23 protein-coding genes and 1 pseudogene are annotated in these 21,931 nt (G+C 71.9%); 6 read left to right on the top strand and 18 right to left on the bottom strand.

Annotated elements, in window-relative coordinates:
* Positions 1–151: 151 nt before the first annotated feature.
* Both HA039_RS12620 and HA039_RS12615 read left to right on the top strand, forming a co-directional pair.
* Positions 152–1,495 carry a metallophosphoesterase gene (locus HA039_RS12620; RefSeq protein ID WP_167028235.1) on the top strand — a complete coding sequence of 448 codons (1,344 nt, stop codon included), beginning with the start codon at positions 152–154 and terminating at the stop codon, positions 1,493–1,495.
* 14 nt (positions 1,496–1,509) lie between these two features.
* Positions 1,510–1,911, top strand: coding sequence for a hypothetical protein (locus HA039_RS12615; RefSeq protein ID WP_167028232.1), 402 nt, complete (start codon positions 1,510–1,512; stop codon positions 1,909–1,911).
* A gap of 63 nt (positions 1,912–1,974) precedes the next feature.
* On the opposite strand, the gene HA039_RS12610 is transcribed toward HA039_RS12615, so the two are convergent.
* The 3 genes from HA039_RS12610 to HA039_RS12600 are packed head-to-tail and all read right to left on the bottom strand — an operon-like array spanning position 1,975 to position 3,562.
* On the bottom strand, positions 1,975–2,694 hold the full coding sequence (locus HA039_RS12610) for a TetR/AcrR family transcriptional regulator (protein WP_388332815.1): 720 nt from the start codon (positions 2,692–2,694) through the stop codon (positions 1,975–1,977).
* A gap of 5 nt (positions 2,695–2,699) precedes the next feature.
* Positions 2,700–3,119 carry a thiol-disulfide oxidoreductase DCC family protein gene (locus tag HA039_RS12605; protein ID WP_167028226.1) on the bottom strand — a complete coding sequence of 140 codons (420 nt, stop codon included), beginning with the start codon at positions 3,117–3,119 and terminating at the stop codon, positions 2,700–2,702.
* Positions 3,120–3,124: 5 nt separating this feature from the next.
* Entirely contained in the window at positions 3,125–3,562 is a 438-nt protein-coding gene (locus HA039_RS12600) for a hypothetical protein (protein WP_167028223.1), read from the bottom strand.
* Positions 3,563–3,754: 192 nt separating this feature from the next.
* Here HA039_RS12600 and HA039_RS12595 point away from each other — a divergent pair.
* A pseudogene (locus HA039_RS12595) lies at positions 3,755–4,549 on the top strand (vWA domain-containing protein); the annotation flags it as partial.
* On the opposite strand, the gene HA039_RS12590 reads toward HA039_RS12595, so the two are convergent.
* The 7 genes from HA039_RS12590 to HA039_RS12560 all read right to left on the bottom strand — a co-directional run bounded on the left by HA039_RS12590 (position 4,515) and on the right by HA039_RS12560 (position 9,775).
* Positions 4,515–4,916 (bottom strand): FKBP-type peptidyl-prolyl cis-trans isomerase, encoded by a 402-nt coding sequence (locus tag HA039_RS12590; protein ID WP_167028217.1) that lies wholly within the window; start codon positions 4,914–4,916, stop codon positions 4,515–4,517. The pseudogene HA039_RS12595 and the gene HA039_RS12590 sit on opposite strands and share 35 nt — an antisense overlap.
* A gap of 6 nt (positions 4,917–4,922) precedes the next feature.
* On the bottom strand, positions 4,923–5,480 hold the full coding sequence (locus HA039_RS12585; protein WP_167028214.1) for a hypothetical protein: 558 nt from the start codon (positions 5,478–5,480) through the stop codon (positions 4,923–4,925).
* Between the two features lie 152 nt (positions 5,481–5,632).
* Positions 5,633–6,409 (bottom strand): succinate dehydrogenase iron-sulfur subunit, encoded by a 777-nt coding sequence (locus tag HA039_RS12580; protein WP_167028211.1) that lies wholly within the window; start codon positions 6,407–6,409, stop codon positions 5,633–5,635.
* Positions 6,409–8,163, bottom strand: coding sequence for a succinate dehydrogenase flavoprotein subunit (gene sdhA, locus HA039_RS12575; protein WP_167028208.1), 1,755 nt, complete (start codon positions 8,161–8,163; stop codon positions 6,409–6,411). Before sdhA ends, HA039_RS12580 begins: the two co-directional genes overlap by 1 nt.
* Before the next feature lie 21 nt (positions 8,164–8,184).
* On the bottom strand, positions 8,185–8,661 hold the full coding sequence (locus tag HA039_RS12570; RefSeq protein ID WP_167028205.1) for a succinate dehydrogenase hydrophobic membrane anchor subunit: 477 nt from the start codon (positions 8,659–8,661) through the stop codon (positions 8,185–8,187).
* Positions 8,651–9,046: a succinate dehydrogenase, cytochrome b556 subunit gene (sdhC, locus tag HA039_RS12565; RefSeq protein ID WP_167028202.1), complete on the bottom strand. Its 396-nt coding sequence runs from the start codon at positions 9,044–9,046 to the stop codon at positions 8,651–8,653. Before sdhC ends, HA039_RS12570 begins: the two co-directional genes overlap by 11 nt.
* 168 nt (positions 9,047–9,214) lie before the next feature.
* Positions 9,215–9,775, bottom strand: coding sequence for a 2-oxo-4-hydroxy-4-carboxy-5-ureidoimidazoline decarboxylase (locus HA039_RS12560; protein ID WP_167036695.1), 561 nt, complete (start codon positions 9,773–9,775; stop codon positions 9,215–9,217).
* 341 nt (positions 9,776–10,116) lie between these two features.
* Here HA039_RS12560 and HA039_RS12555 point away from each other — a divergent pair, with 341 nt between their 5' ends.
* The 3 genes from HA039_RS12555 to pdxR all read left to right on the top strand — a co-directional run bounded on the left by HA039_RS12555 (position 10,117) and on the right by pdxR (position 14,183).
* Positions 10,117–11,790: a beta-N-acetylhexosaminidase gene (locus HA039_RS12555; protein WP_167028199.1), complete on the top strand. Its 1,674-nt coding sequence runs from the start codon at positions 10,117–10,119 to the stop codon at positions 11,788–11,790.
* Between the two features lie 197 nt (positions 11,791–11,987).
* Entirely contained in the window at positions 11,988–12,599 is a 612-nt protein-coding gene (locus tag HA039_RS12550) for a hypothetical protein (RefSeq protein ID WP_167028196.1), read from the top strand.
* A gap of 66 nt (positions 12,600–12,665) precedes the next feature.
* Positions 12,666–14,183: a MocR-like pyridoxine biosynthesis transcription factor PdxR gene (gene pdxR, locus HA039_RS12545; RefSeq protein WP_167028194.1), complete on the top strand. Its 1,518-nt coding sequence runs from the start codon at positions 12,666–12,668 to the stop codon at positions 14,181–14,183.
* Here pdxR and HA039_RS12540 read toward each other — a convergent pair.
* The 8 genes from HA039_RS12540 to HA039_RS12505 form a co-directional block, all read right to left on the bottom strand.
* A complete protein-coding gene (locus HA039_RS12540; RefSeq protein ID WP_208298605.1) occupies positions 14,164–15,594 on the bottom strand; it encodes a UbiD family decarboxylase in 1,431 nt (476 codons plus the stop codon). The two genes, pdxR and HA039_RS12540, sit on opposite strands and share 20 nt — an antisense overlap.
* Positions 15,591–15,941, bottom strand: a complete 351-nt coding sequence (locus HA039_RS12535) for a chorismate mutase (protein WP_167028192.1) — start codon at positions 15,939–15,941, stop codon at positions 15,591–15,593. The genes HA039_RS12540 and HA039_RS12535 overlap by 4 nt, the downstream gene beginning before the upstream one ends.
* Positions 15,938–16,282 (bottom strand): cupin domain-containing protein, encoded by a 345-nt coding sequence (locus HA039_RS12530; protein WP_167028190.1) that lies wholly within the window; start codon positions 16,280–16,282, stop codon positions 15,938–15,940. Before HA039_RS12530 ends, HA039_RS12535 begins: the two co-directional genes overlap by 4 nt.
* A gap of 127 nt (positions 16,283–16,409) precedes the next feature.
* On the bottom strand, positions 16,410–17,081 hold the full coding sequence (locus tag HA039_RS12525) for a flavodoxin family protein (RefSeq protein WP_167028187.1): 672 nt from the start codon (positions 17,079–17,081) through the stop codon (positions 16,410–16,412).
* A 65-nt stretch (positions 17,082–17,146) separates the two neighbouring features.
* Positions 17,147–18,451 carry a TrpB-like pyridoxal phosphate-dependent enzyme gene (locus HA039_RS12520; protein ID WP_167028184.1) on the bottom strand — a complete coding sequence of 435 codons (1,305 nt, stop codon included), beginning with the start codon at positions 18,449–18,451 and terminating at the stop codon, positions 17,147–17,149.
* Between the two features lie 128 nt (positions 18,452–18,579).
* Positions 18,580–19,815 (bottom strand): MFS transporter, encoded by a 1,236-nt coding sequence (locus HA039_RS12515; RefSeq protein WP_167028181.1) that lies wholly within the window; start codon positions 19,813–19,815, stop codon positions 18,580–18,582.
* A gap of 29 nt (positions 19,816–19,844) precedes the next feature.
* Positions 19,845–21,074 carry an ATP-grasp domain-containing protein gene (locus HA039_RS12510; protein ID WP_167028178.1) on the bottom strand — a complete coding sequence of 410 codons (1,230 nt, stop codon included), beginning with the start codon at positions 21,072–21,074 and terminating at the stop codon, positions 19,845–19,847.
* A 37-nt stretch (positions 21,075–21,111) separates the two neighbouring features.
* Positions 21,112–21,882, bottom strand: a complete 771-nt coding sequence (locus HA039_RS12505) for a B3/B4 domain-containing protein (RefSeq protein WP_167028175.1) — start codon at positions 21,880–21,882, stop codon at positions 21,112–21,114.
* Between the last annotated feature and the right edge of the window lie 49 nt (positions 21,883–21,931).

Here is a 21,931-nt window from a genome sequence, read left to right as displayed (position 1 = left end):
CGTCAGCGAGACTGGCCCGCGCCGCCGGCCGTGCCCCCGGCCCGCGCGCCCGTTCGGCTGCCCGGCAGACTGTCGCCCGGGGCCGGTGCGGTCCCGCCGCCCGGGACGGGCGGACGCAAGAGGTGCGGACTACAGAAGCTGGGGGCCGTTCGTGGTCGTCGTGGTCGTTCTGGTGGTGCTGGTGGCCGTCGCCCTGGTGGTGGCGGCGCACTGGTATGTGTGGCGGCGGCTCGTGCGGGACACCACGCGGGCGGGCGGGGCGGCCCGCCGCGCCGGGACCGTCGCGGCGTTCGTCCTGCCGGTCCTGGCCGTGGGCGCGCAGATCGCGGGGCGGAGCGAGGCGCCGTTCCTGCTCAAGCAGCTTCTCGCGTGGCCGGGGTACCTCTGGCTCGCGGTGCTGATGTACCTGCTGCTGGCGCTGCTGGTGGGGGAGGCGGTACGGCCGCTCCTGCTGCGGTACCTGGAGCGGCGCGCACAGCGCGGGGACGGGGTGCGGGGCGCGGCCTCCGCGGCCTCCGGGGGTGACGTACAGCCGGTCGTACGGTCCGAAGGCGACGCGCAGCCCGCCGGGGCGCGGTCAGCCGGTTCCGCCGAGCAGGCCGGCCCGGGTGCTCCGGCGGCCGGGACGGTCATAGCCGGCCCCGACCGGGCCGAGCCCGCCCTCGCCGTCCCCTCCCGCCGCCTGTTCGTCTCGCGCGTCGTCGGCGGGGCCGTCGCGACCGCCGCCGCCGCGACCGTCGGGTACGGCACCTACGGCGTCCTGCGCGGCCCCCGCGTCAAGCGGGTCACCGTCCCGCTCGCCAAGCTGCCGCGCGCCGCCCACGGGTACCGGATCGCCGTCGTCAGCGACATCCACCTCGGGCCGATCCTGGGCCGCGCCCACACCCAGCGCATCGTCGACACCATCAACTCCACCCGGCCCGACCTCATCGCCGTCGTGGGCGACCTCGTGGACGGCAGCGTCGAGGACCTCGGCCCGGCCGCCGTACCGCTCGCGGGTCTGGAGGCGCGGCACGGGGCGTTCTTCGTGACCGGCAACCACGAGTACTTCTCGGGCGCGCAGGAGTGGGTGGACCACGTCAGGGAGCTGGGGCTGCGGCCGCTGGTGAACGAGCGCGTGGAGATCGCGGGCTTCGACCTCGCCGGGGTCAACGACATCGCGGGCGAGAGCGAGGGCGACGGGCCCGACTTCGCGAAGGCCCTCGGCGACCGCGACCGGGGCAGGGCGTCCGTCCTCCTCGCGCATCAGCCGATCGTGATCCACGACGCCGTACGCCACGGGGTCGACCTCCAGCTCTCCGGGCACACCCACGGCGGCCAGCTCTGGCCGGGCAACTACTTCGCGGAGCTGGCCAACCCGACCGTGGCCGGTCTGGAGCGGTACGGCGACACGCAGTTGTACGTGACGCGGGGCGCGGGCGCCTGGGGCCCGCCGGTCCGGGTCGGCGCCCCGTCGGACATCACGGTCGTGGAGCTGGCCTCGCGCCAGGCCTGACCGTGATGACACCGATGAACGGACGAGGTCCGCGCCGCGGAGGCACCCGGGCGCGGGTCCTGCTCGGAGCGGTACTGCCGGTGCTCGCCCTGGGGGTGTTCGCGGCCGGATGCTCCTCCGGCCCGGACGACCGGACCCTCGCCGACCGGCGGCAGAACTACTGCACGCAACTGGGGCAGTGGCAGAGGGAGATGAACGAGGAGGCCGCGGAGGAGCCGGACCCGACGGGGTACGACGAGGTCGCGGGCCAGGCCGAGAACGTCCTCGACGCGATGCGACCGCTCCGGGACGAACCCGTCGGCGGGGGCCGGACCCTGGGGGAGGCCACGGCGGCGGCGGTGCGCGGGGAGGACGGGGCGGGAGGGCTCATCGCGGGGTACTGCGACAAGAACGGCTTCGAGACGCTGATGCGTTGAGGGGCCCGAGCCCGGCGCCCGGGCCCCGGGGTCGGCGCCCGCTCCCCCCGCCGTACGACGCGCTCAGCGCCGCTTTCTGGCCGACGCGGCCTCCGCCATGCCCGGCAGGAAGTCCGTGAACAGCTCGTGCACGTCACGGACCAGGGGCCGGAGCACCCGGAAGCGGGAGAGCGAGACGCCCCGGGTGGTGAGGCGGGCGCCGCGCTCGGCCAGGCGGCGGCTGCGCGCGCTGTTCTCCGAGCGGTCGAACACCCAGTACAGGACCAGGCCCATCTGCGAGAGCCACATCAACTCCGGGAGGATGCCGACCAGTTCGTCGGCGACCTTCGCCTTCGACCCGGAGAGGACCTCCCGGTGGACGGAGATGGCCGCCTCGCGGGCGGGCTCCGACTCGGGGGAGAAGGGGCTGAGCGGACTCTCGGGGTCGGCGGCGTTCTTGAAGAACTGCGCCGCGAACTCGTGGTACGGGGCGGCGATGTCGAGCCACGCCAGCAGCACCCCGGTCAGCCGCGTCTCCAGGTCGGTCTCGGTGTCGAGCACGGGCCGGACCGCCGCCCGGTGTTCGGCGGCGATCCGGTCGTAGAAGCCCTGGACGAGGTGTTCCTTGGACGAGAAGTAGTAGTACGCGTTGCCGACGGAGACCCCGGCCTCCTGCGCGATGGCCCGCATCGTCGTCTTGTCGTACCCGCGCTCCTGGAACAGCCGCAGCGCGGTCTCGAGGATGAGCGTCCGGGTCTGCTCGCTCTTGGGGGCCTTGGCGTCCTTCTCGTCCTTCACAAGCACCGAGCCTAGTGCGACCCCGGGGCCGCACCGCACCCCGACGCCGCGTCGCACGGGGCGGCGGTCAGCCGCCGGTACTTCGCCGCCGCCAGGACCGTGACCCGGGCGAACGGGGCGCCGGAGGGGGTGGCGAGCCAGTGGGCCTTGGCGCGGTGTTCGGCCAGCGCCCAGAGGCACACGATCCAGGCGGCGGTGGACCGGTAGACCTGGCCGCCGTCACCGATCACGGTGATCTCGTCCAGGGTGCCGGCGTGGTCCAGGCCGGGGAACCGCCGCCGCGCCTCGGGCGAGGCGGCGGGCACCAGGTCCAGCGGTACGAGCGCCCGTTGGCGCAGCAGCCACTGGCGCAGGTGGAGACAGAGCGGGCAGTTCGCGTCGTACAGCACGGTCAACCCCCGTACGGCCGTGTGTGCGTGAGGGGTGCCCATGACGCTCAGGCCCCGGCGGGCGGCGGCGTCGGCGCCGACCACGGGGACGGCGTGCCGGTCCAGCCCGCCGGGGGCACCGGCGGGATCTGGTCACGTTCCATGATGCCGCGCCGCCGGATCCGGTTGAGCACGTACACGTTGGCGAGGTGCATCCCGCCGAGCACGAGCAGGACCACGCCGACCTTCACGGACAGCGCCTCGAACAGCTCGCGCGCGCTGCCGACGCTGTCACCGCCCTTGAGGTAGAGCGCGACGAAGCCGAGGTTGACCAGGTAGAAGCCCACCACCAGCAGGTGGTTGACGGCTTCGGCGAGCTTCTCGTTGCCGTGCAGCACATCGGCGAGGAACACCCGGCCCGCCCGGCTCAGTGTCCAGGCGACCCATACGGTCAGCGCCAGGCTGACCGCCAGATAGATCACATACGCGACCACAGTGAGGTCCATGCCCCACCCTCCTCTTGAACGTGTTCAAAAGCTCTTGTCATGGACTGTAACCCTAACTTTGAACATGTTCAATACGGCTCGATCCGGCCGTTCGCGACGAGTGTTGACATCGGTGTCACGGAGGCGCGCGAACAGGAGCAGACTGGAGTGATGGCATCCGTATCCCGCGACCGGGAGGCGCACGTGGCGGACGAGGAACAGCTTCCCGGGGATCTGCGCAAGCGCCTGTCCCTGCGCACCGCGCAGGTCGACCTCGCCCTCCACCACTACGGCGTGGCCGCCGCGAGCGCGCGGGTGGTCCTGGTCCTCGGCGCGTCCGGGTCCATGGCGGGGCTCTACAGCCGGGGTGTGGTCGCCGACCTGGTGGAGCGCGTCGCCGCCGTCGCCGCGCGCCTGGACGAGCGCGGCGGGATGCGGGCCTGGACGTTCGCGTCGAACCCGGCCCGGCTGCCGGACGTCGACCTCGCGGGGCTGCCCGCATGGCTGCGCCTGCACGTACGCGTGGGGCAGTTCCGCCTCTTCGGCCGCCCCCGGAGGCCCCGTCGCGGGCTGCTGCCCGGCCAGACGGACATGCGGGCCGTCGGCATCCGGAACGAGGAGCACAAGGCCATGGCGGCGGTCCGCGCGTACGTACGGGAGAACCCGGCGCCGGCCCCGACCCTGGTCCTCTTCTTCTCCGACGGCGGCGTGCACCGCGACCGCGAGATCGAGGCCGAACTGCGCGCCTCCGTGGAGGAGCCGCTCTTCTGGCAGTTCGTGGGCCTCGGCCGCGCCGACTACGGCGTCCTGTCCCGCCTCGACACCCTCCCCGGACGGCCCGTCGACAACGCGTCCTTCTTCACGGTCGACGACATAGCCCGCACCTCGGACGCGGAACTCTACGACCGCCTGCTCTGCGCGTTCCCGCCCTGGCTCACGGCGGCCAACCGCGCGGGCATCCTCGACCGGCCGGTCAGGCCCGCTCCGGCGGCCCGCCCGCGACCGTGAGCAGGTCCACGACGAAGATCAGCGTCGAGCCCGGCGGGATGAACGCGGAGGGGGACTGACCGCCGTACCCCAGACGCGGGGGGACGATGATCTCGCGCCGGCCGCCGACCCGCATGCCCCGCACCCCGCGGTCCCAGCCCTTGATGACCCGGCCCCCGCCCACGGCGAACTTGAACGGCCGGTCCTGCTCCCAGGAGGAGTCGAACTCCGTCCCGGACGCGAACGTCACCCCGACGTAGTGCACCTGGACCACCCGGCCCGGCAGCGCCTCGGGCCCGTCCCCGATCACGAGGTCCCGGATCGTCAGCTCCGCGGGCGGGTCACCCGCCGGAACCTCGACACCGGGCTTGGCCGGCTCGTTCGTCACGGTGCCTCACATCGCGCTGATCGAGCGGGCGTACGCGATCTGGCCCATGACCGCCTGGAACGCGTGCGGGTTGTTCGCCGGGATCATCGTCGAGTGGTGGATGCCGCCGCTCGTCACCGTGACCTGGATGAAGCCCGTGGTCGTGCGCTCCTTCATCAGCAGGAAGAGCAGGCCGATCAGGCAGAAGAGGAAGAAGACGATCGCCAGGACGATCGCGTGGGCCGGGATCTTCTCCTCCGTACGCGACAGGTCCGTCGCGTTCCACACCGCGCCCCGCAGCGGCAGCGTGCCCGACGGGGTCACGATCGAGTCGCCGATCACCGTGATGTCGCCGATCGTCACCAGGGGGGTGCCGCCGTGGGCGGGGGCCGGGGTCATCGCCGCGCCCGGGTGCGGGTAGCCGTACGGGGGAGTGCCCTGGGGGTAGCCGTAGCCCGGTGCGGGCGGGGGCGGGATCTGGCCGTCGGCGAGGGTCGGCTGGGGGAAGTCGTACTCCGGCGCCCCCTGCGGCTGCCCCGGGCCCCACTTGTACTCCCCGTCCGCGTACGGATTCGGCTCGGTCATCTCGCTCCCCGTTTCCCCTGGCCCGGATTCGACGTCGGCCGTACCGGTCTCTGGTCGTCCTCCGATCCTGGCACAGAAGAGGCCCGATTCTGTACGGAGTACGTACGGAAGCGGGCCTCTTGAAGCCGTATTGCAACGCCCGGCGCCGGGTGTCAGAAGCGACGCGTGATCAGCGCGCGCTTGACCTCCTGGATCGCCTTCGTGACCTCGATGCCGCGCGGGCAGGCGTCCGTGCAGTTGAACGTCGTGCGGCAGCGCCACACGCCGTCCTTGTCGTTGAGGATCTCCAGCCGCTGCTCGCCGGCCTCGTCACGCGAGTCGAAGATGAAGCGGTGGGCGTTCACGATGGCCGCCGGGCCGAAGTACTGGCCGTCGTTCCAGAACACCGGGCAGGACGAGGTGCACGCCGCGCACAGGATGCACTTGGTGGTGTCGTCGAACCGCTCGCGGTCCTCGGCGGTCTGGTGGCGCTCACGCGTCGGCTCGTTGCCGGTCGTGACGAGGAACGGCATCACGTCGCGGTACGCCTGGAAGAACGGGTCCATGTCGACGATCAGGTCCTTGAGGACCGTCAGGCCCTTTATGGCCTCGACCGTGATCGGCTTGGACACCCCGTTCTTGTCGGGCGAGATGATGTCCTTGATCAGCGTCTTGCACGCCAGCCGGTTCTTGCCGTTGATCCGCATCGCGTCCGAGCCGCAGATGCCGTGCGCGCACGAGCGGCGGAAGGTGAGCGACCCGTCCAGTTCCCACTTGATCTTGTGGAGACCGTCGAGGACCCGCTCCTTGGGGTCGATGTCGATCTGGAAGTCCTGCCAGGTCGCCTCGGCCGAGACCTCCGGGTTGAAGCGGCGGATCCGGAAGGTGACCGTGATGAGGTGCGAGGCGGCGGAGGCCGCCTCGACCCGGTCCATGGTGGCTGTGGACATCAGTACTTACGCTCCATCGGCTGGTAGCGGGTCTGGACGACCGGCTTGTAGTCGAGACGGATCGACTCGTTGCCGTCGTCGCCGACCTCGCGGTACGCCATGGTGTGGCGCATGAAGTTCACGTCGTCGCGGTTGGGGTAGTCCTCGCGGTAGTGACCGCCGCGGGACTCCTTGCGGGCGAGCGCGGAGACCGCCATCACCTCGGCCAGGTCGAGCAGGTTGCCCAGCTCGATGGCCTCCAGCAGGTCCGTGTTGAAGCGCTTGCCCTTGTCCTGGATGGACACGTTCAGGTAGCGCTCGCGCAGCTCGCCGATCTTCTCGACCGCCGTCTTGATGGTCTGCTCGGTACGGAACACCATGACGTTCGCGTCCATGGTCTCCTGGAGCTCCAGGCGCAGCGCGGCGACCCGCTCCTTGCCCGTGGAGTTACGCAGGTGCTCGACCCGGTTCGCGACGAACTCCGCCGGGTTGTCGGGCAGTTCGACGAAGTCGTGCTTCGCGGCGTACTCCGCGGCGGCGATGCCGGACCGCTTGCCGAACACGTTGATGTCCAGCAGGGAGTTGGTGCCGAGGCGGTTCGCGCCGTGCACCGACACGCACGCGACCTCGCCGGCCGCGTACAGGCCGGGGACGACCGTGGTGTTGTCGGCGAGCACCTCGCCCTGGACGTTGGTCGGGATGCCGCCCATGGCGTAGTGCGCGGTCGGCTGGATCGGGATCGGGTCCGTGTACGGCTCGATGCCCAGGTACGTGCGCGCGAACTCGGTGATGTCGGGCAGCTTGGCGTCCAGCTGCTCCGGCGGCAGGTGCGTGAGGTCGAGGTAGACGTGGTCGCCCTCGGGCCCGCAGCCGCGGCCCTCGCGGATCTCCGTGTAGATGGAGCGCGAGACGACGTCACGCGAGGCGAGGTCCTTCATGACGGGCGCGTACTTCTCCATGAAGCGCTCGCCGTCCTTGTTGCGCAGGATGCCGCCCTCGCCGCGGGCGCCCTCCGTGAGCAGGATGCCCATGCGCCAGATGCCCGTCGGGTGGAACTGGAAGAACTCCATGTCCTCCAGGGGCAGTCCGCGCCGGTAGCAGGCGGCCTGGCCGTCACCGGTCAGGGTGTGCGCGTTGGACGTCACCTTGAAGAACTTGCCGGTGCCGCCGGACGCGTAGATGACCGACTTGGCCTGGAAGATGTGGATCTCGCCGGTGGCCAGCTCGAAGGCGACCACCCCGGCGGACACCTTCACGCCGTCGACCTCGGCCATCAACTGGTCGAGGACGTAGAACTCGTTGAAGAACTCCACACCCTCCTTGACGCAGTTCTGGTAGAGGGTCTGGAGGATCATGTGGCCCGTGCGGTCCGCGGCGTAGCAGGACCGGCGCACCGGCGCCTCGCCGTGGTTGCGGGAGTGCCCGCCGAACCGGCGCTGGTCGATGGTGCCGTCGGGCGTCCGGTTGAACGGCAGGCCCATCTTCTCCAGGTCGAGGACCGCGTCGATGGCCTCCTTCGCCAGGATCTCGGCGGCGTCCTGGTCGACCAGGTAGTCGCCGCCCTTGATCGTGTCGAAGGTGTGCCACTCCCAGTTGTCCTCCTCCACGTTGGCGAGCGCGGCGGCCATGCCGCCCTGCGCCGCGCCCGTGTGGGAGCGCGTGGGGTAGAGCTTCGTCAGCACGGCGGTACGGCTGCGCTTGGTCGACTCGATGGCCGCGCGCATACCGGCGCCACCGGCGCCGACGATGACGGTGTCGTACTTATGGATCTTCATGAGAGTCTCGTCAGCCCCGGTTTAACGGATGTTCGGGTCGAAGGTGAAGATCACCAGCGAGCCGAGGAAGATGGTGAACACCGTCGCGGTGTACAGGAGGCCCTTGAGCCAGAGGCGCGTGGTGGTGCGCTCCGCGTAGTCGTTGATGACGGTGCGCAGGCCGTTCCCGCCGTGCAGCATCGCCAGCCACAGCATCAGCAGGTCCCAGATCTGCCAGAACGGCGACGCCCAGCGGCCGGCGACGAACGCGAAGCCGATCTTGGTCACCCCGCCGTCCAGGACGAGCTGGATGATCAGGTGGCCGATGACCAGGACGACCAGCACGACACCGGACAGCCGCATGAAGAGCCACGCGGCCATCTCGAAGTTGCCGCGGGTCGACTTGGGCGTCTTCCCGGTGCGCTTGCGCGGGGCCTCGATGAGCGGCGCCGGGTTGTCGGCGTCGTACAGGCTCGCGCCCTCGACGGGGCCGATCTTGGCGGTGGTGTCAGCTGACATGGGTGGCACTCCCGAAGACTTCGCGTACGGCGTGGCCGAGCACGGGATAGAGGGCACCCAGCATCAGGACCACCCAGATGCCGACCGCGGTCCAGAGCATCTGCTTCTGGTAGCGGGGGCCCTTGGACCAGAAGTCCACGGCGATGACGCGCAGGCCGTTGAGCGCGTGGAAGAGAATGGCGGCCACGAGGCCGTACTCGAGCAACGCGACGACCGGGTTCTTGTAGGTCGCCACGACATCGTCGTAGGCCTCGGGAGAGACGCGGACGAGCGAGGTGTCCAGTACGTGTACGAACAGGAAGAAGAAAATGAGGACGCCGGTGACTCGATGAGCCACCCAGGACCACATACCTTCCCGGCCGCGGTACAGCGTTCCAGCCGGCACGGAAAAACCCTCCGGGAGCAAGGATCGGGGCCGGCCGCCATCTTCTACTCAATCAAGCACAGTGGTGTCGGTCGTACCCGGCCGGGTACGGTCCACCGGCCCCGGCCATCGTAGCGACGTATTTTCCGTCCACTCGCCCGGGGTCGACAGGTGTGATCAAACACCCAATCAAACGGCCACGGACGGGCTATCGGGGCAGGCCGAATTATTGGATACTGTATGCACTTTCTCGCTGGATTCCCGCGGCCCGGCGATCAGCGCGGCAATTCGGGACCGTACGACGCGGCGCAATTCGTCGGCCGATACGGCCCGTTCGTGGTCGGGGTCGTGGGACAGGCGGGTACGGATCCCGCTCAGCACCTGGTCGAGGCGCTCCTCGGGGGCGTATCCGTCGAGGCTGATGACGAAGGCGTGCCCGAAGCTGCTCTCGTACGCGGCGTGCGCGGCGCGCAGGGCGGTCCGCGCGGCCGGGGGCGCGCTGTGCAGGGGCCCGGGGGACGACTCGGCGGCGAGCGCCTCCGTCAGGTCGGCGTGCGACAGGTCGTAGCTGGCCTCGTCGGCCGCCGCGAACAGGGCGTCGAGGTCCGGGTAGGGGCGGTGGGCGGCGAGCCGCTGGGCCCACCGGCGGTTCCCGCAGCAGGTGAGCAGGGCGGCTTCGGCGTCGCGGGCCGGGGCGGTGTTGAACCGGTGGAGGTCGTCGCGGGGGCCGGCGTGGGATGCGCTGGACAGCGTGGGCTCCTCGAACGCGGCCTGGAGGCGGACGGCCTGACGGCATACGTATGAGCAAGAAGACGGGAAGGGCGGGGTGGTAAGGGGTGGCAACGGGCGGAAACGGTCCTGGGTGGAGCGCGTCGTGGGGGTGGTCGTAAAGACAGACGTGCGAAAGGGCGCGGTGGTTGTGCGGGAGGGGCGCGAAGTGGAAGTGGGGATGTGCCCCCACGTTATCGACGGCCGGTGCGAAGAGTCCGACGGATGCGCGATTTTCACTCGGAAGGAAGAGTTTCGGCGCGCGTGATGGACGGCACCGTGGGACCTTCGGCTTAGATCTGGCCAAAGCGGGAGGTTGTCGGATGATACGGATAGCGCGCATGGCGCGGAAGCGGCGCGGCGCCCTGGCGGCCGGCGTGGCGGTCTCGGTCGCCGCGGTCACCGTGGCGGGCTGCGGCTCCGGAGGCTCCGGTTCCGGCTCGTCCTCCGGGACCCGTACGCCCTCGGCGTCGGCCCCCTCGCCGTCCGCCGCCACCTCGTCCTCGTCCGTGGAGCGCACCTCCGCCAGCTCGACACCCCCGCCGTCCCCCTCGCGGACGTCCGCCCTGTCCTCGGCGCCCCGCGTCATCCCCTCCGTCCGCTCGCACGAGGCGGCGCGCGGTCCCGGCTGGCGGCCCGGCGCGAAGAGCGGGGTGGTCATCGCCTCCGGCCGCGCGAGCGCCGGACTGGCCGACGAGGGCCGGCTGATCGCCCAGGAACTGAGGATCGGCTACCGGGGGGCGGTCGCCGCCCGCTCCGGTGACGTCGTCCTCGCCGTGTCCGGCAAGGGCGCGGCGGAGTCGTACACCGCGACCGTACGGAACAACCAGGTCCGGATCACCGGCCCCGACCAGGCGGGCGTCTTCTACGGCACCCGCACCCTCAAGCAGTCGGTCCGCGCGAGCGGCACCATGCCGGAAGGGGTCGTACGGGACCGGCCCGACCGCGCCCAGCGCGGGCTGAACGTCGACATCGCGCGCAAGTTCTACACCCCGGACTGGATCGAGGACCGGGTCCGCGAGATGGCCGACCTCAAGCTCAACCAGCTGGGCCTGCACTTCTCGGACGACCAGGGCTTCCGGATCGCCTCCACCACCCACCCCGAGATCGTCTCCGCGCAGCATCTGACCAAGGCCCAGGTGCAGCGGATCCTCGACCTCGCGGCCCGGCTGCACGTCACCGTCGTGCCGGAGATCGACAACCCGGGCCACCTCGGCGCGGTCATCGCCCCGCACCCCTCGCTGCAACTGCGCAACGTCAACGGTGTCCGCGCGGGCGGGGCCATCGACATCGCGCAGGCGGCGTCCGCGCGGATCATCGACGACCTGCTGCGGGAGTACGCCGGGCTGTTCAAGGGGAAGATCTGGAACCTCGGCGCCGACGAATACCCGGCGCTGATGGTCTCGAACCCCCAGGCGTCGTTCCCGAACCTGGCCACCGCCGCCCGGCAGCGGTTCGGCGCGAACGCCCGCGTCCAGGACCTCACGACCGGCTGGACGAACGACCGGGCCGCTGTGATGGCCCCCTTCAAGCGCACCCTGCGGGTCTGGAACGACGGCATCTTCAGCGGCGGGGTCGTCCAGGCGGACCCGGACCTGGAGGTCCAGTACTGGACCGGCCGCGAGATCGGCGCGCGCCCGCCGCTGGACTACCTGAACGCCGGGCGCAAGGTCGTCAACTTCAACGACGAGTACCTGTACTACGTGCTCGGCCAGCCCAACAACTTCGTCTACCCGACCGGGCAGCGGATCTACGAGGAGTGGACCCCGTTCGTCCTGCGCGGCACCACGGCCGTGCCCGCGCGCTTCTCGAAGCAGATCCTGGGCGGACTGCTCGCGGTCTGGGGCGACTTCCCCAACGCGCAGACCCAGGACCAGGTGGCGGCCGGCATCCGGCTGCCGCTCAACGCGGTGGCGCAGAAGGTCTGGAACCCGGTGCGGCCCGCGCTGAGCTGGAACGGCTTCAAAACGCTCGCGGGACAGGTCGGCACCGGCTGACGGACCGTACGGACCCGGCCGGATCTGTACGGCGGCGAATCGTTCCGCTGCCCTGACACCCCGTCAGAGCAGCGGAACGATTCGTCGCTTTCCGTCCCATCGCGCGCACTTCACCTCCTCCCCGGTGACGCATTTCAGCCGTTCGGCGCAGTAGTGTGCAGCAGTGGTCGGTACCGCGTCCACGACGGGAGACGTACATGAGCCTGGTGAAACTGATCGCCGCAGCCGACGAGCGCGCCCTCGCCGCGAGCGGGCTCGCCTGCCTCGACCGGTGCCTGCCCCTGCTCGCCGAGGAACCCGACGCCCTGAGACCGCTGTGGGCGGGCATCGTGACCGGCGAGGGCGACTGGTCGGCCCGGCTGGCCGAGACCAGGGACGTCCTCGACCAGGCGCTCGACGCCGGGGCCACGCCGAACGTCGCCACCGTGCTCGTACGGACCATGCTCGGCTCGGCGCCCTCGGACTGGGGCGTCGAATCGCTGCGCGCCTGGGCCGACACCTGCTCGGTGGTCGCGCTGGAGATCCACCAGCGCTTCGACGTGGTGGGCGAGAGCGTGAGCGCCACCGCCGAGGAGCGGCTCGCCCGCTGCCGCGAGGACGGCACGGGCGCCGACGGCGACGGTACGGACCCGGCGGCCGACGGCGTCGGACCGCTCGTCGCGGGCGAACTGCGGCGCCAGATCCGCATCCTGGAGATCCTCGCCGACCCGGCCGACGCCGCGGCCCTGCGCCACGTCATGGACCTCTCGACGGAGGGCCAGCGCGTCCTGCGCGCCGTCGTCTCCCGCCGCGCCCGCTCCCGCGGCTGACGGCCGGGCGGCCCCCGCCCGCGTGCGAGACTCGACGGTGGCCGCGGGGGACTGAGGGGGACACGCGTGGGGTCGTCGGAGCTGCTCATCGCCCTGGACCGGGACAGTGCCACACCCTTGCAGCAGCAGGTGTGCGACCGGATCACCGTGCTCGTGCGCTCCGGGCGGCTGCGGCCCGGGGACGCCGTACCCGCCTCCCGGGAACTCGCCCTCCAACTCGACGTGTCCCGCACCGTCATCACCCGCGCCTACGAACTCCTGCGCGCCCACGGCATCCTCACCGCCCGGCGCGGCTCCGGCACCCGCGTCGCCGCGATCGCCGACGGCGACGTCCCGCGCCCCCGCCGTACCGCCCCCGCCGCGCTCGCCCCCCAGCCGCCCCGCTCCACCGACGGCGGCAACGCCCTCTGGCAGCCCTGGGAACCGCCGCCCACCCACCACCCCGGCGGCGGGCTCGACTTCCGGCACGGCACCCCCGCGCTCGCCGACTTCCCCGTGGCCCGCTGGTTACAGGCCCTCCAGGACGCCTACGGCCGGGCCGACGCCGCCGCCCTCGGCTACGGCCCCGCCGAGGGCTCGCCCGCCCTGCGCACCGAGATCGCGACGCTCGTCCGGCAGAGCCGCGCGCTGGACGCGTCCGCCGAGCGGATCATGGTCACCGGCGGCGCCACCCAGGCCATGGACATCCTGGTCCGGCTGCTGGTGGGACCGGGCGACGTCGTGGTCATCGAGGACCCCAGCCACACCGTGCTCCGCCAGGTCTTCGGCTGCTCCGAGGCCGCCGTCGTCCCCGTACCGGTGGACGAGGAAGGGCTGCGCGTCCAGGACATCGACGCCTGCGTGCGGGCCCGGGGGCACGACCCGGCGCTGGTCAAGCTGGTGTACGTGACGCCGTCCCACCAGTTCCCCACCGGCCTCATCATGTCCGAGGCGCGCCGGCTCGCCCTGCTGGAGTGGGCGTACGCGCGGGGCGCGACGGTCCTGGAGGACGACTACCACAACGAGTTCACCTTCACCGCCGAGCGCCTGCCCGCGCTGGCCGCCGCCCGGCACCGCGACACCGTCGTCTACGTCGGGAGCTTCAGCAAGACGCTCTTCCCGGCGCTGCGGATCGGGTACGCGATCCTCCCGCCGCACCTCGTGCAGCCGTTCCTCGGCATCAAGTGGATCACCGACCGGCTCACGCCCACCGTCGACCAGGACGCCCTGGCCCTGTTCATCTCCTCCGGCGCCTACGCCCGCCACATCAGCCGGATGACCCGCCTCTACCGGCAGCGCCGCAGCCGCCTCATCGAGGCCCTGTTGGAGCACTTCGGCTCCGAGGTGCGGATCTCCGGCGCGGCGGCGGGCCTGCACGTCCTGGTGACCCTGACCGGGACCCGCGGCGCCGGGGAGGACGAGATCGCCCGCCTGGCGGCCGGCCGCGGGGTACGGATCTACCCCGCGTCCGGCTACTTCGTGCAGGACCCGCCGTCCGAACCGGCCTTCCTCATGGGGTACGCGGCCCTGACCACCGCCCGCATCACCGAAGGGGTGGCGCTGCTGGCGGCCGTCGTACGGGAGGTCAGGAACCGTCCGGTGTGAAGCGGGGCCGGTGGAAGCGGTCCCGCTGGGCGAAGGGCACCGTGCAGTCGAAGACCACCTTCGCCGTCCGGCCCTCCGCCGACAGGGCCGGGGAGTACGCGGGGGACTGCGTCGGGTCGAGCGGGAACCCCTCCCGGTCCGGCAGCACCACCACGTCCCGGTCCGCCTGCATCCGGGTGGTCATCGCCCACCACAGGTCGGCGTCGGACTCCACGTCCACGTCCTCGTCCACCGAGACGACCGTCTTCGCCATCCTGAACTCCTCCAGGACGGATTCCGAGGCCTTGCGCACCACTTCGTCGTCGGCGGAGGAGCGCTTGCGCTCCCACTGGATCACCAGCATCAGCTGGCCGCCCCCCGCCGTGTGGCAGAGCACCGACCTGACCGGGGCGTCCAGCTCCCGCAGCCGGCCGAGCACCGCGGCCTCCATCCCGAAGCCCAGCAGCACCGACTGCTCGTGCCCGGGCCCCGACACCGCCTGGAGGATCGCGCCGTCCCGCGCGGTGATCCCGGTGACCCGGACGGTGGGCAGCGAGGGGTGCGCCCGGCCCTGGTAGCCGAGGAACTCGGGCGTGGCCGCCGGGCCCCGCGGGTTCTCCGGCGCGTGGTCCGCGAGCAGTTCGCCCTCCAGCACGTACTCGGCGTCCGCGATGTACTCCGCGCCGACCGTGCGGCATGGCGCCAGCTCCACCGGCGCCCCGCCCAGCGCCCCCGCCACCGCCAGCTCGTCCGTCCCGGGCGGCACCAGGGAGGCCGGGCAGCAGGACGCGAGCAGCACCGCCGGGCCCAGGCCCAGGTGGATCGCGACGGGCAGCGGACGCCCGGCGCGCAGCGCCGCCCTGTACGCGGTCTCCAGGTCCCGGCCCGGCACCATCCAGATGGACAGCAGGTCGGGGCCCTGCACGCACATCCGGTGGACCGACAGGTTCCGTACGCCGGTCTCCGGGTCGGTCGCCAGGACCGCCCCGAGTGTCAGGTACGGCCCGGCGTCCTCGTCCGTGAGCACCGGCACCGGCAGCGCTGTCAGGTCCGGCGCGAGTTCGCCGCGCCCCGGGGCCCGGTCCCGCCGGACGCGTACCGGCGGGACGGGCGACGCGACCGCGTCGAGCAACTGGCGCGGCAGGCGCGCCGGGGTGGTCCCCAGCAGGGCGGCGGCCCGGCGGCGGGTGCCGTACAGGCCCATCAGCACGGCCCGGGCCTCCGCGCCCGGGGCACCGGGCGTGACCCGCTCGAAGAGGACCGCGGGGCCGGGGCCCGTCGGCGGCGGGGCCGGGGTGCCGGCCCACTTCGCGTAACGCGAGGAGACCCCGAAGCGGGCCGGCACCTCCTCCCGTACGCGCACCAGCTCGCCGGGCATCAGGTCGAGCCCGGCCAGCGCGGTGCGCAGGTCGGCGAGGCGGGGGCGCGTCACCGCGCACCCTCCGCGGCGGCGGCCCGCCGCTCGGCGAGCCGCACCATCTGAAGGTCCGTCAGCTCCTTGATGAGCGTGCGGTACGTGGCCTCCGCGATCCCCGGCGGCATGCCCTGCTCGTCGGCGAGGCGCCGTACCTTCTCGATCACCTGCTCCACCCGGCCGGGGGAGCGGACCGTCTGCTCGTCGCGCTTGTGCTCGGTCAACTCCATCACCACGCCGGTGCGTTCGGCCAGGAGCCGGACGATCTGCCGGTCCAGTACGTCGATGGAGCCGCGCAGCTCGTCGATGCGGGCGTGGCCGGCCGCGGCCCCCTCGGCGGCGGGGGCGCCGGTCGTCCCGCTCACGCCTCGGTCACCTGGTCGATCACGTACACGACGGTCGGCTCGCTGTCGGAGCCCTGCGAGCGGTGCCGCTCGTCGCCGGGGATGACGAAGCCCATCCCGGGGCGGCAGGGCACCGAGCGGTTGTCGAAGTGGATGGTGAACTCGCCCTGGAGCACGTAGCCCTGGTGGCCCCGCTCGCACCATTCCTTCTCGTCGAAGCCGGCGGGCAGCTCCATCAGCCGTACGCGCAGGCCGCCGGTGTACGCGATCTTCACCCGGCCGTCGGCGCCGGGCTTGTGCCACTTCTCCCAGGGGATGGAGTCGAAGTCGATCCCGACGAGGGCGGGCGTGGTGGTGGTCATGGCGTGGTCTCTCCTTTGACAGGGCCGTGCTGAGGACAGGGGCGTGCGGGGGGAGGGGTGCGCGGGACAGGAGGGTGCGGGGCACGCGCGTGCGGGGGGAGGGGTCGAGCGGAAGGGGGACGCGGCCTCAGGACATCGAGGGGGCGCGTGCCACCCGTTCGTTGCGGTCGTCCGGCAGCAGCACCGGCTCACCGGTGGCGGCCTGGTGCCGGTGGAGCAGCAGCGTCATGTCGATCATGCGGTGGGTCATGCGCTCCAGGGCGTCCAGGCCCTCGGTGTCGTTGAGGCCCGGCTCCCGCGCCGTGTTGCGCAGCAGCGCGGGGAAGCCGCTGCCCACCAGGATCATCCGGTTGAGCAGGAGGTTGTCGACGAGCTGGCTGTGCACCGAGGCGTCGCTGTAGCGCCGGCTGGTGACGATGATCCCGCCCACCTTGTTGGCGAGGGGACGCTCGAAGCGCAGGAACCCGACGCCCGCGCGTTCGATGAAGATCTGCATCAGGTGCGCCAGGCCGAAGCCGTGCACGGGCACGGCGTAGATGATGGCGTCGGCCCGCTTCATCTCCTCGACGATGGCGGGCATGTCGTCCTTCACCTCGCACGGAGTGGTCCGCACGTTGCAGTCGCCGCACGGACTGCACGGTGAGATGCGGTGGTCCCGCAGGTGGATCGTGCGGAAGACGGCCCCGCGCCGGCGGACCAGGCGGCCCGCGTAATCGAGTGCGAGATCGGTGTTGCCGCCGGGCCTTTCGGAGCCCGATATGCCGAGTACGACCGGACGTGCTCCTTGCGTGTCCTGCATGAACAGCCCCCAAGTCGGTCGTTCGGGGGCGGGCCCCCACGGTCCGCCCCCCTCTCCCGTGCTGATCAGTCCGTGAGCTTCCCTGCGAAGTAGTCGATGTAGGCCTGCATGTCGAAGTGGCCGTGCCCGGAGAGCGAGAACAGGATGCTCTTCGCCTCGCCGGTCTCCTTGCAGGCCAGCGCCTCGTCGATGGCGACGCGCACCGCGTGCGTCGACTCCGGCGCCGGCACGATGCCCTCGTGGCGGGCGAAGGTGACCCCCGCCTCGAAGCACGCGGTCTGCGGGACGGCGCGGGCCTCCAGCTGGTCGAGGTCCTTCAGGGCGCTGATGATGGGCGACATGCCGTGGTAGCGCAGCCCGCCCGCGTGGATGCTCGGCGGCACGAAGTCGTGGCCGAGGGTGTGCATCTTGGCCATCGGCGTCAGGCCCGCGGTGTCGCCGAAGTCGTACTCGTACGCGCCCGTGGTCAGGGTCGGGCAGGAGGCCGGCTCCACGGCGATGGCCCGGACGCCGCGCCCGCCGCGCAGCTGCTCGCCGAGGAAGGGCAGGACCAGGCCGCCGAAGTTGGAGCCGCCGCCGGCCGCGCCGATCAGGATGTCCGGGTAGTCCTCGGCCAGCTCCATCTGGAGCTGGGCCTCCTGGCCGATGATCGTCTGGTGCATCAGCACGTGGTTGAGCACCGAGCCGAGCGCGTACTTCGCGGTGCCGTTGCTCATGACCGCCGCCTCCGCCGCCTCGGAGATGGCCAGGCCCAGGCTGCCGGGGGAGTCGGGGTCGGCGGCGAGCGCGGCCCGGCCCGCGGCGGTGAGGGTGCTGGGGCTGGCGGTGACGCTCGCCCCGAAGGTCTCCATCAGGCCCCGGCGGTAGGGCTTCTGCTGGTAGCTCACCTTGACCATGTAGACCTCGCAGACGAGGCCGAAGTACGAGCAGGCCAGGGCGAGGGAGCTGCCCCACTGCCCCGCGCCGGTCTCGGTCGTGAGCCGCTCCACCCCCGCCTGCTTGTTGTAGTACGCCTGCGGGATGGCCGTGTTGGGCTTGTGGCTGCCGGCCGGGCTGACGCCCTCGTTCTTGAAGTAGATGCGCGCCGGGGTGTCCAGCGCCTTCTCCAGGCGGCGGGCCCGGACCAGCGGGCTGGGCCGCCACTGCTTGTAGACGTCCAGCACGGCGCCGGGGATGTCCACGGTCGGGGCGGTGGTGAACTCCTGCTCTATGAGCTCCGGCGGGAACAGGGGCTCCAGGTCCGCGGGCGTCACCGGTTCACGGGTCGCGGGGTGCAGCATCGGTTCCAACGGCTTCGGGAGGTCCGCGACGACGTTGTACCAGGTGGTCGGGAGACGGTCTTCGGACAGCAGGAACTTGGTTTGGGACATGGCTGCTCTCTGTAGTGGGTGCGGTGCGACGGATCTCCGTACGGAACGGAACGGAACAGAGCGGAACGTAACGGAACGGAGCGGAACAGGACGCGGTGGAACGGAACTGAACGCCGCGACGGATGCGGTCAGTTGGCCTGTCGTGCCGCGTCGGGCGCGGCGACAGGGTCAGGGGGTCCGGCCGCGGACGCGCCCGGGGACGGCCTGACGCGCAGCAGCGCGAAGGCGGCCATGCCGAGCAGCGGGGCGGCGAACAGGGTGAGGAAGACCGGCTCGTGGCCGTGCGACGTCCAGATGACGCCGAGGCCGACCGGCACGACGAGCCGGGCCACGCCGAGCACGAAGCCGTTCAGTGCCATGAAGCCGCCGACCCGGCGTTCGTCGACGTGGTCGGCGATGTAGGTGGGCACCACGACGGACGCGATGATCTCGCCGAGGGTCCACACCACCGTGGACAGCAGGATGGCGGGCAGGGAGAAGGCGAAGGCGATCACGGCCAGCCCCAGGGCCCACAGCGCCCCGGCGGCCAGCAGCAGCGGCTTGGTGCCGTACGCCCGGATGTGTTTCTCCAGGAACAGGCCGAGGCTGACCACGACCACGCTGTTGATCGTGTAGACGGCGCCGACCAGCCCCGCCGACTCGTTCAGCGCCGTCGTGACGGCGAGCGGCAGCGCGTACTCCAGGCCGATCAGCGGGGCGACGTAGAAGAAGGAGACCAGGACGATCAGCAGGACGTGGCGGTGGCCCAGGGAGCCCCGGGGCGCCTTCTCCTTGGCGCCGCCGGCCCGGCCGCGCCGGTCGCGCGGCACCCAGACCAGGATCATCGCGGCGCACGCCAGCCCGGCGAGGATGTTCCCGGCGAACATCAGCTGGTACGAGTAGGCCGCCGCGACCCCGCCGAGCAGCGGGCCGATGCCCATGCCGAGGTTGTTGCCGACGTAACTGATCGTGTACGCGAAGGGCCGCTGCTCCGGGGTGGTGAGGTCGGCGACCAGCGTGTTGGACGCCGGGCTGAACATGCCCATCCCGACGAGGGCGACGAACAGCAGCGCGGCGTACGTCCACGGCGGTCCGTCGAAGACGGCGAGGCCCAGGTAGCCCGCCGCGTTCAGGAGCAGCGCGGTCAGCAGCGCGGTGCGCCGGCCGCGCAGGTCGCAGAGCGGGCCGCTGAGCAGGCTGCCCACCAGGAGGCCCGTACTGCCGACCGAGATCAGCAGCCCCGCCTCGCCGGGACTCAGGCCTTCGCCCCGTACGAGGTAGACGGCGAGGAGCGGGAAGACGAACATGCCCGCGCGGTTGACGAAGGACGCGAGGAAGAGCACGCGCAGCGCGAGCGGCAGCTCCGCGAAACGGGTCAGCCACACAGCACGGCCTCCTCTCCCCGGGTGTCCCGTCACGCGCCGGGCTGTTCGGTCTCGACGCGGAACGCGTCCCGTACGGTCTTGAACCGGGCCCGGACGTCCTCAAAGTCGGTGCCCTCGCACACGTACCAGCCCAGCACGTCGTTGGACGCGGTCGGCGGGGCCAGGACGTCGCCGACGCTCTTCCACACGTCGGCGTCCAGCACCGTGTCGAGCGCGGTCAGCTGCTCGGGCGTGGTGATGGCGGTGATGCGCCCGTACCGCGCGGAGCTGAGGTACTCGGTGCCGATCTCCGGCCCGAGCCGGGCGGCCGGCCGGTGGTCCGGGTCGAGTTCGAGGCGGCACCACTCACCGGCGAGGTTGATGCCCCGCCCCGCCTCGATGGCCGGGACGATCGAACCGCCGCCCGCCCGCGCCCCCGCCTCGCCGAAGACGATGTCGCCGTCGTCGTCCGGCAGGAAGAACTCCGCGTGGACCACGCCGGTGCTCATCCCGAACCCCCGCAGGACCAGGGCGTTCAGGTCCAGGATGCGCTGTTCGCGGGTGGTCAGGTCGTGCTTGCGGGAGATGGTGCCGCCGGGCTCGTCGAGGTACTCCAGCACGGAGTACGTGTAGCGGGAGAGCTGCTCGAAGACGACCTCGCCGTTCTGGAGCAGCGAGTCCACGTGGAACTCGGTGCCGCGGATGAACTCCTCGACCCGGTACTCGTGCCGGTCGTCGCCCATCGCGTCCCAGACCCGGTCCAGGTCCTCGCGGCCGTCCACCCGGTAGGTGTCGCCGCAGGCCCAGCCCGCGTACGGCTTGATGACGACCGGGTAGCCCACCTCGGCGGCGAACTCGGCGACCGCGGTGATCGTGTCGGGGCGGCAGGAGCGGGCCACCCGTACCCCCAGCTCCTCGGCCCTGCGGTGCATCACGTTCTTGTCGCGGAAGTTGAGCGCCTGGTCCGGGGTGAGGCCGGGGATGCCGTGGTCCTTGCGGCACCGGCCGGCCGCGAGCACGTCACCCTCGAAGAGCGGGAAGATCCGCTCGACGCGGTGCTCGGCGCAGACGGTGTCGACCGCGGCGCGCACGGCGGCGGTGTCGTCCAGGTCGGCGTGGTAGCAGGGCAGCCCCGCGGTCTCGGGGACGTCCTCCCAGCCGGTGGGCAGCAGCACCACGGTCCGCACGCCCAGGGAGTCGGCGGCCTCGACGACGCTGCGGAACTGCGAGGTGTAGCGGCCTGCGGCCGGCCGGTACACCACCAGGATGGAACGGTTCATGCGGGTCTCCTCGTACGGGTCGGGTGGGGGCGCGGGCTCAGCGGACCGGCACGGCCGCCGGGGCGCCGAACAGCACCCCGGTCGGCGTGGCCCGGTCCAGGACCAGCGGCCTCCCGTACGTCGCGGTGAGACCGGCCAGCGACTCCGCGAGCCGGCCGAGCGACTCCTCGACGGCGTCCCGTCCGCCGTCGTGCGCGGCCTCGACGGTGAGCAGGATCCGGCGCCGCCCGAGACCGGTCTTGACCACGTCGCCCTGCCGCCAGTTCCACCGCCGCGAGTGGGCGCGGCCCCGGCCGTCCGCGTAGACGACCTCGCCCGCGTCGGGGTGTTCCGGCGCGTCCGGCGCGCCGAGCGGCAGGTACGTCTCGCCCCCGTCCGCGAGCCGGACCGACAACTCGCCCCGGATGTCGCCCACATCGCACGAGGCGACCGGCAACCGCCCGGCCAGCGACACCGCGTTGCACAGGTCCACCAGGGCGTTGATGCGCGGCAGCCGGTCCCCCTTGGCGACCCGGCGCAGCACCGACTCGGCCGCGCAGGGGAAGCGGTTGGGGTTGACGTCGACCGCCCGGTAGGCGTCGCGCCACGCGGCGATCGCGGGCAGCGCGGAGACGTCCGCCTTGCTGAGCTTCTCGGCGTGCAGCGCGTCCTCGGCGGCCGTGAGGAGGGCGTCGACGGCCGGCGCGTCCTTGACGACGTCGATGTCCGGTACGGCGATCAGGCCGAGCACGTAGGCGGGCACGCGCTCCGACAGGCGCGCGTCGATCGTGACCGCGAGCGTGCTCGCGCCGGGGGAGGTGCTGTCCATGGGGGGTCCTTCGGGTCTGTGGTGTGCGTGGTCCTGGAACCGCTGATGA

The organism is Streptomyces liangshanensis, assembly GCF_011694815.1.
Taxonomy (GTDB): domain Bacteria; phylum Actinomycetota; class Actinomycetes; order Streptomycetales; family Streptomycetaceae; genus Streptomyces; species Streptomyces liangshanensis.
Note: the sequence above shows the minus strand (reverse complement) of the source record. Positions and strands in the feature narration are given on the sequence as shown.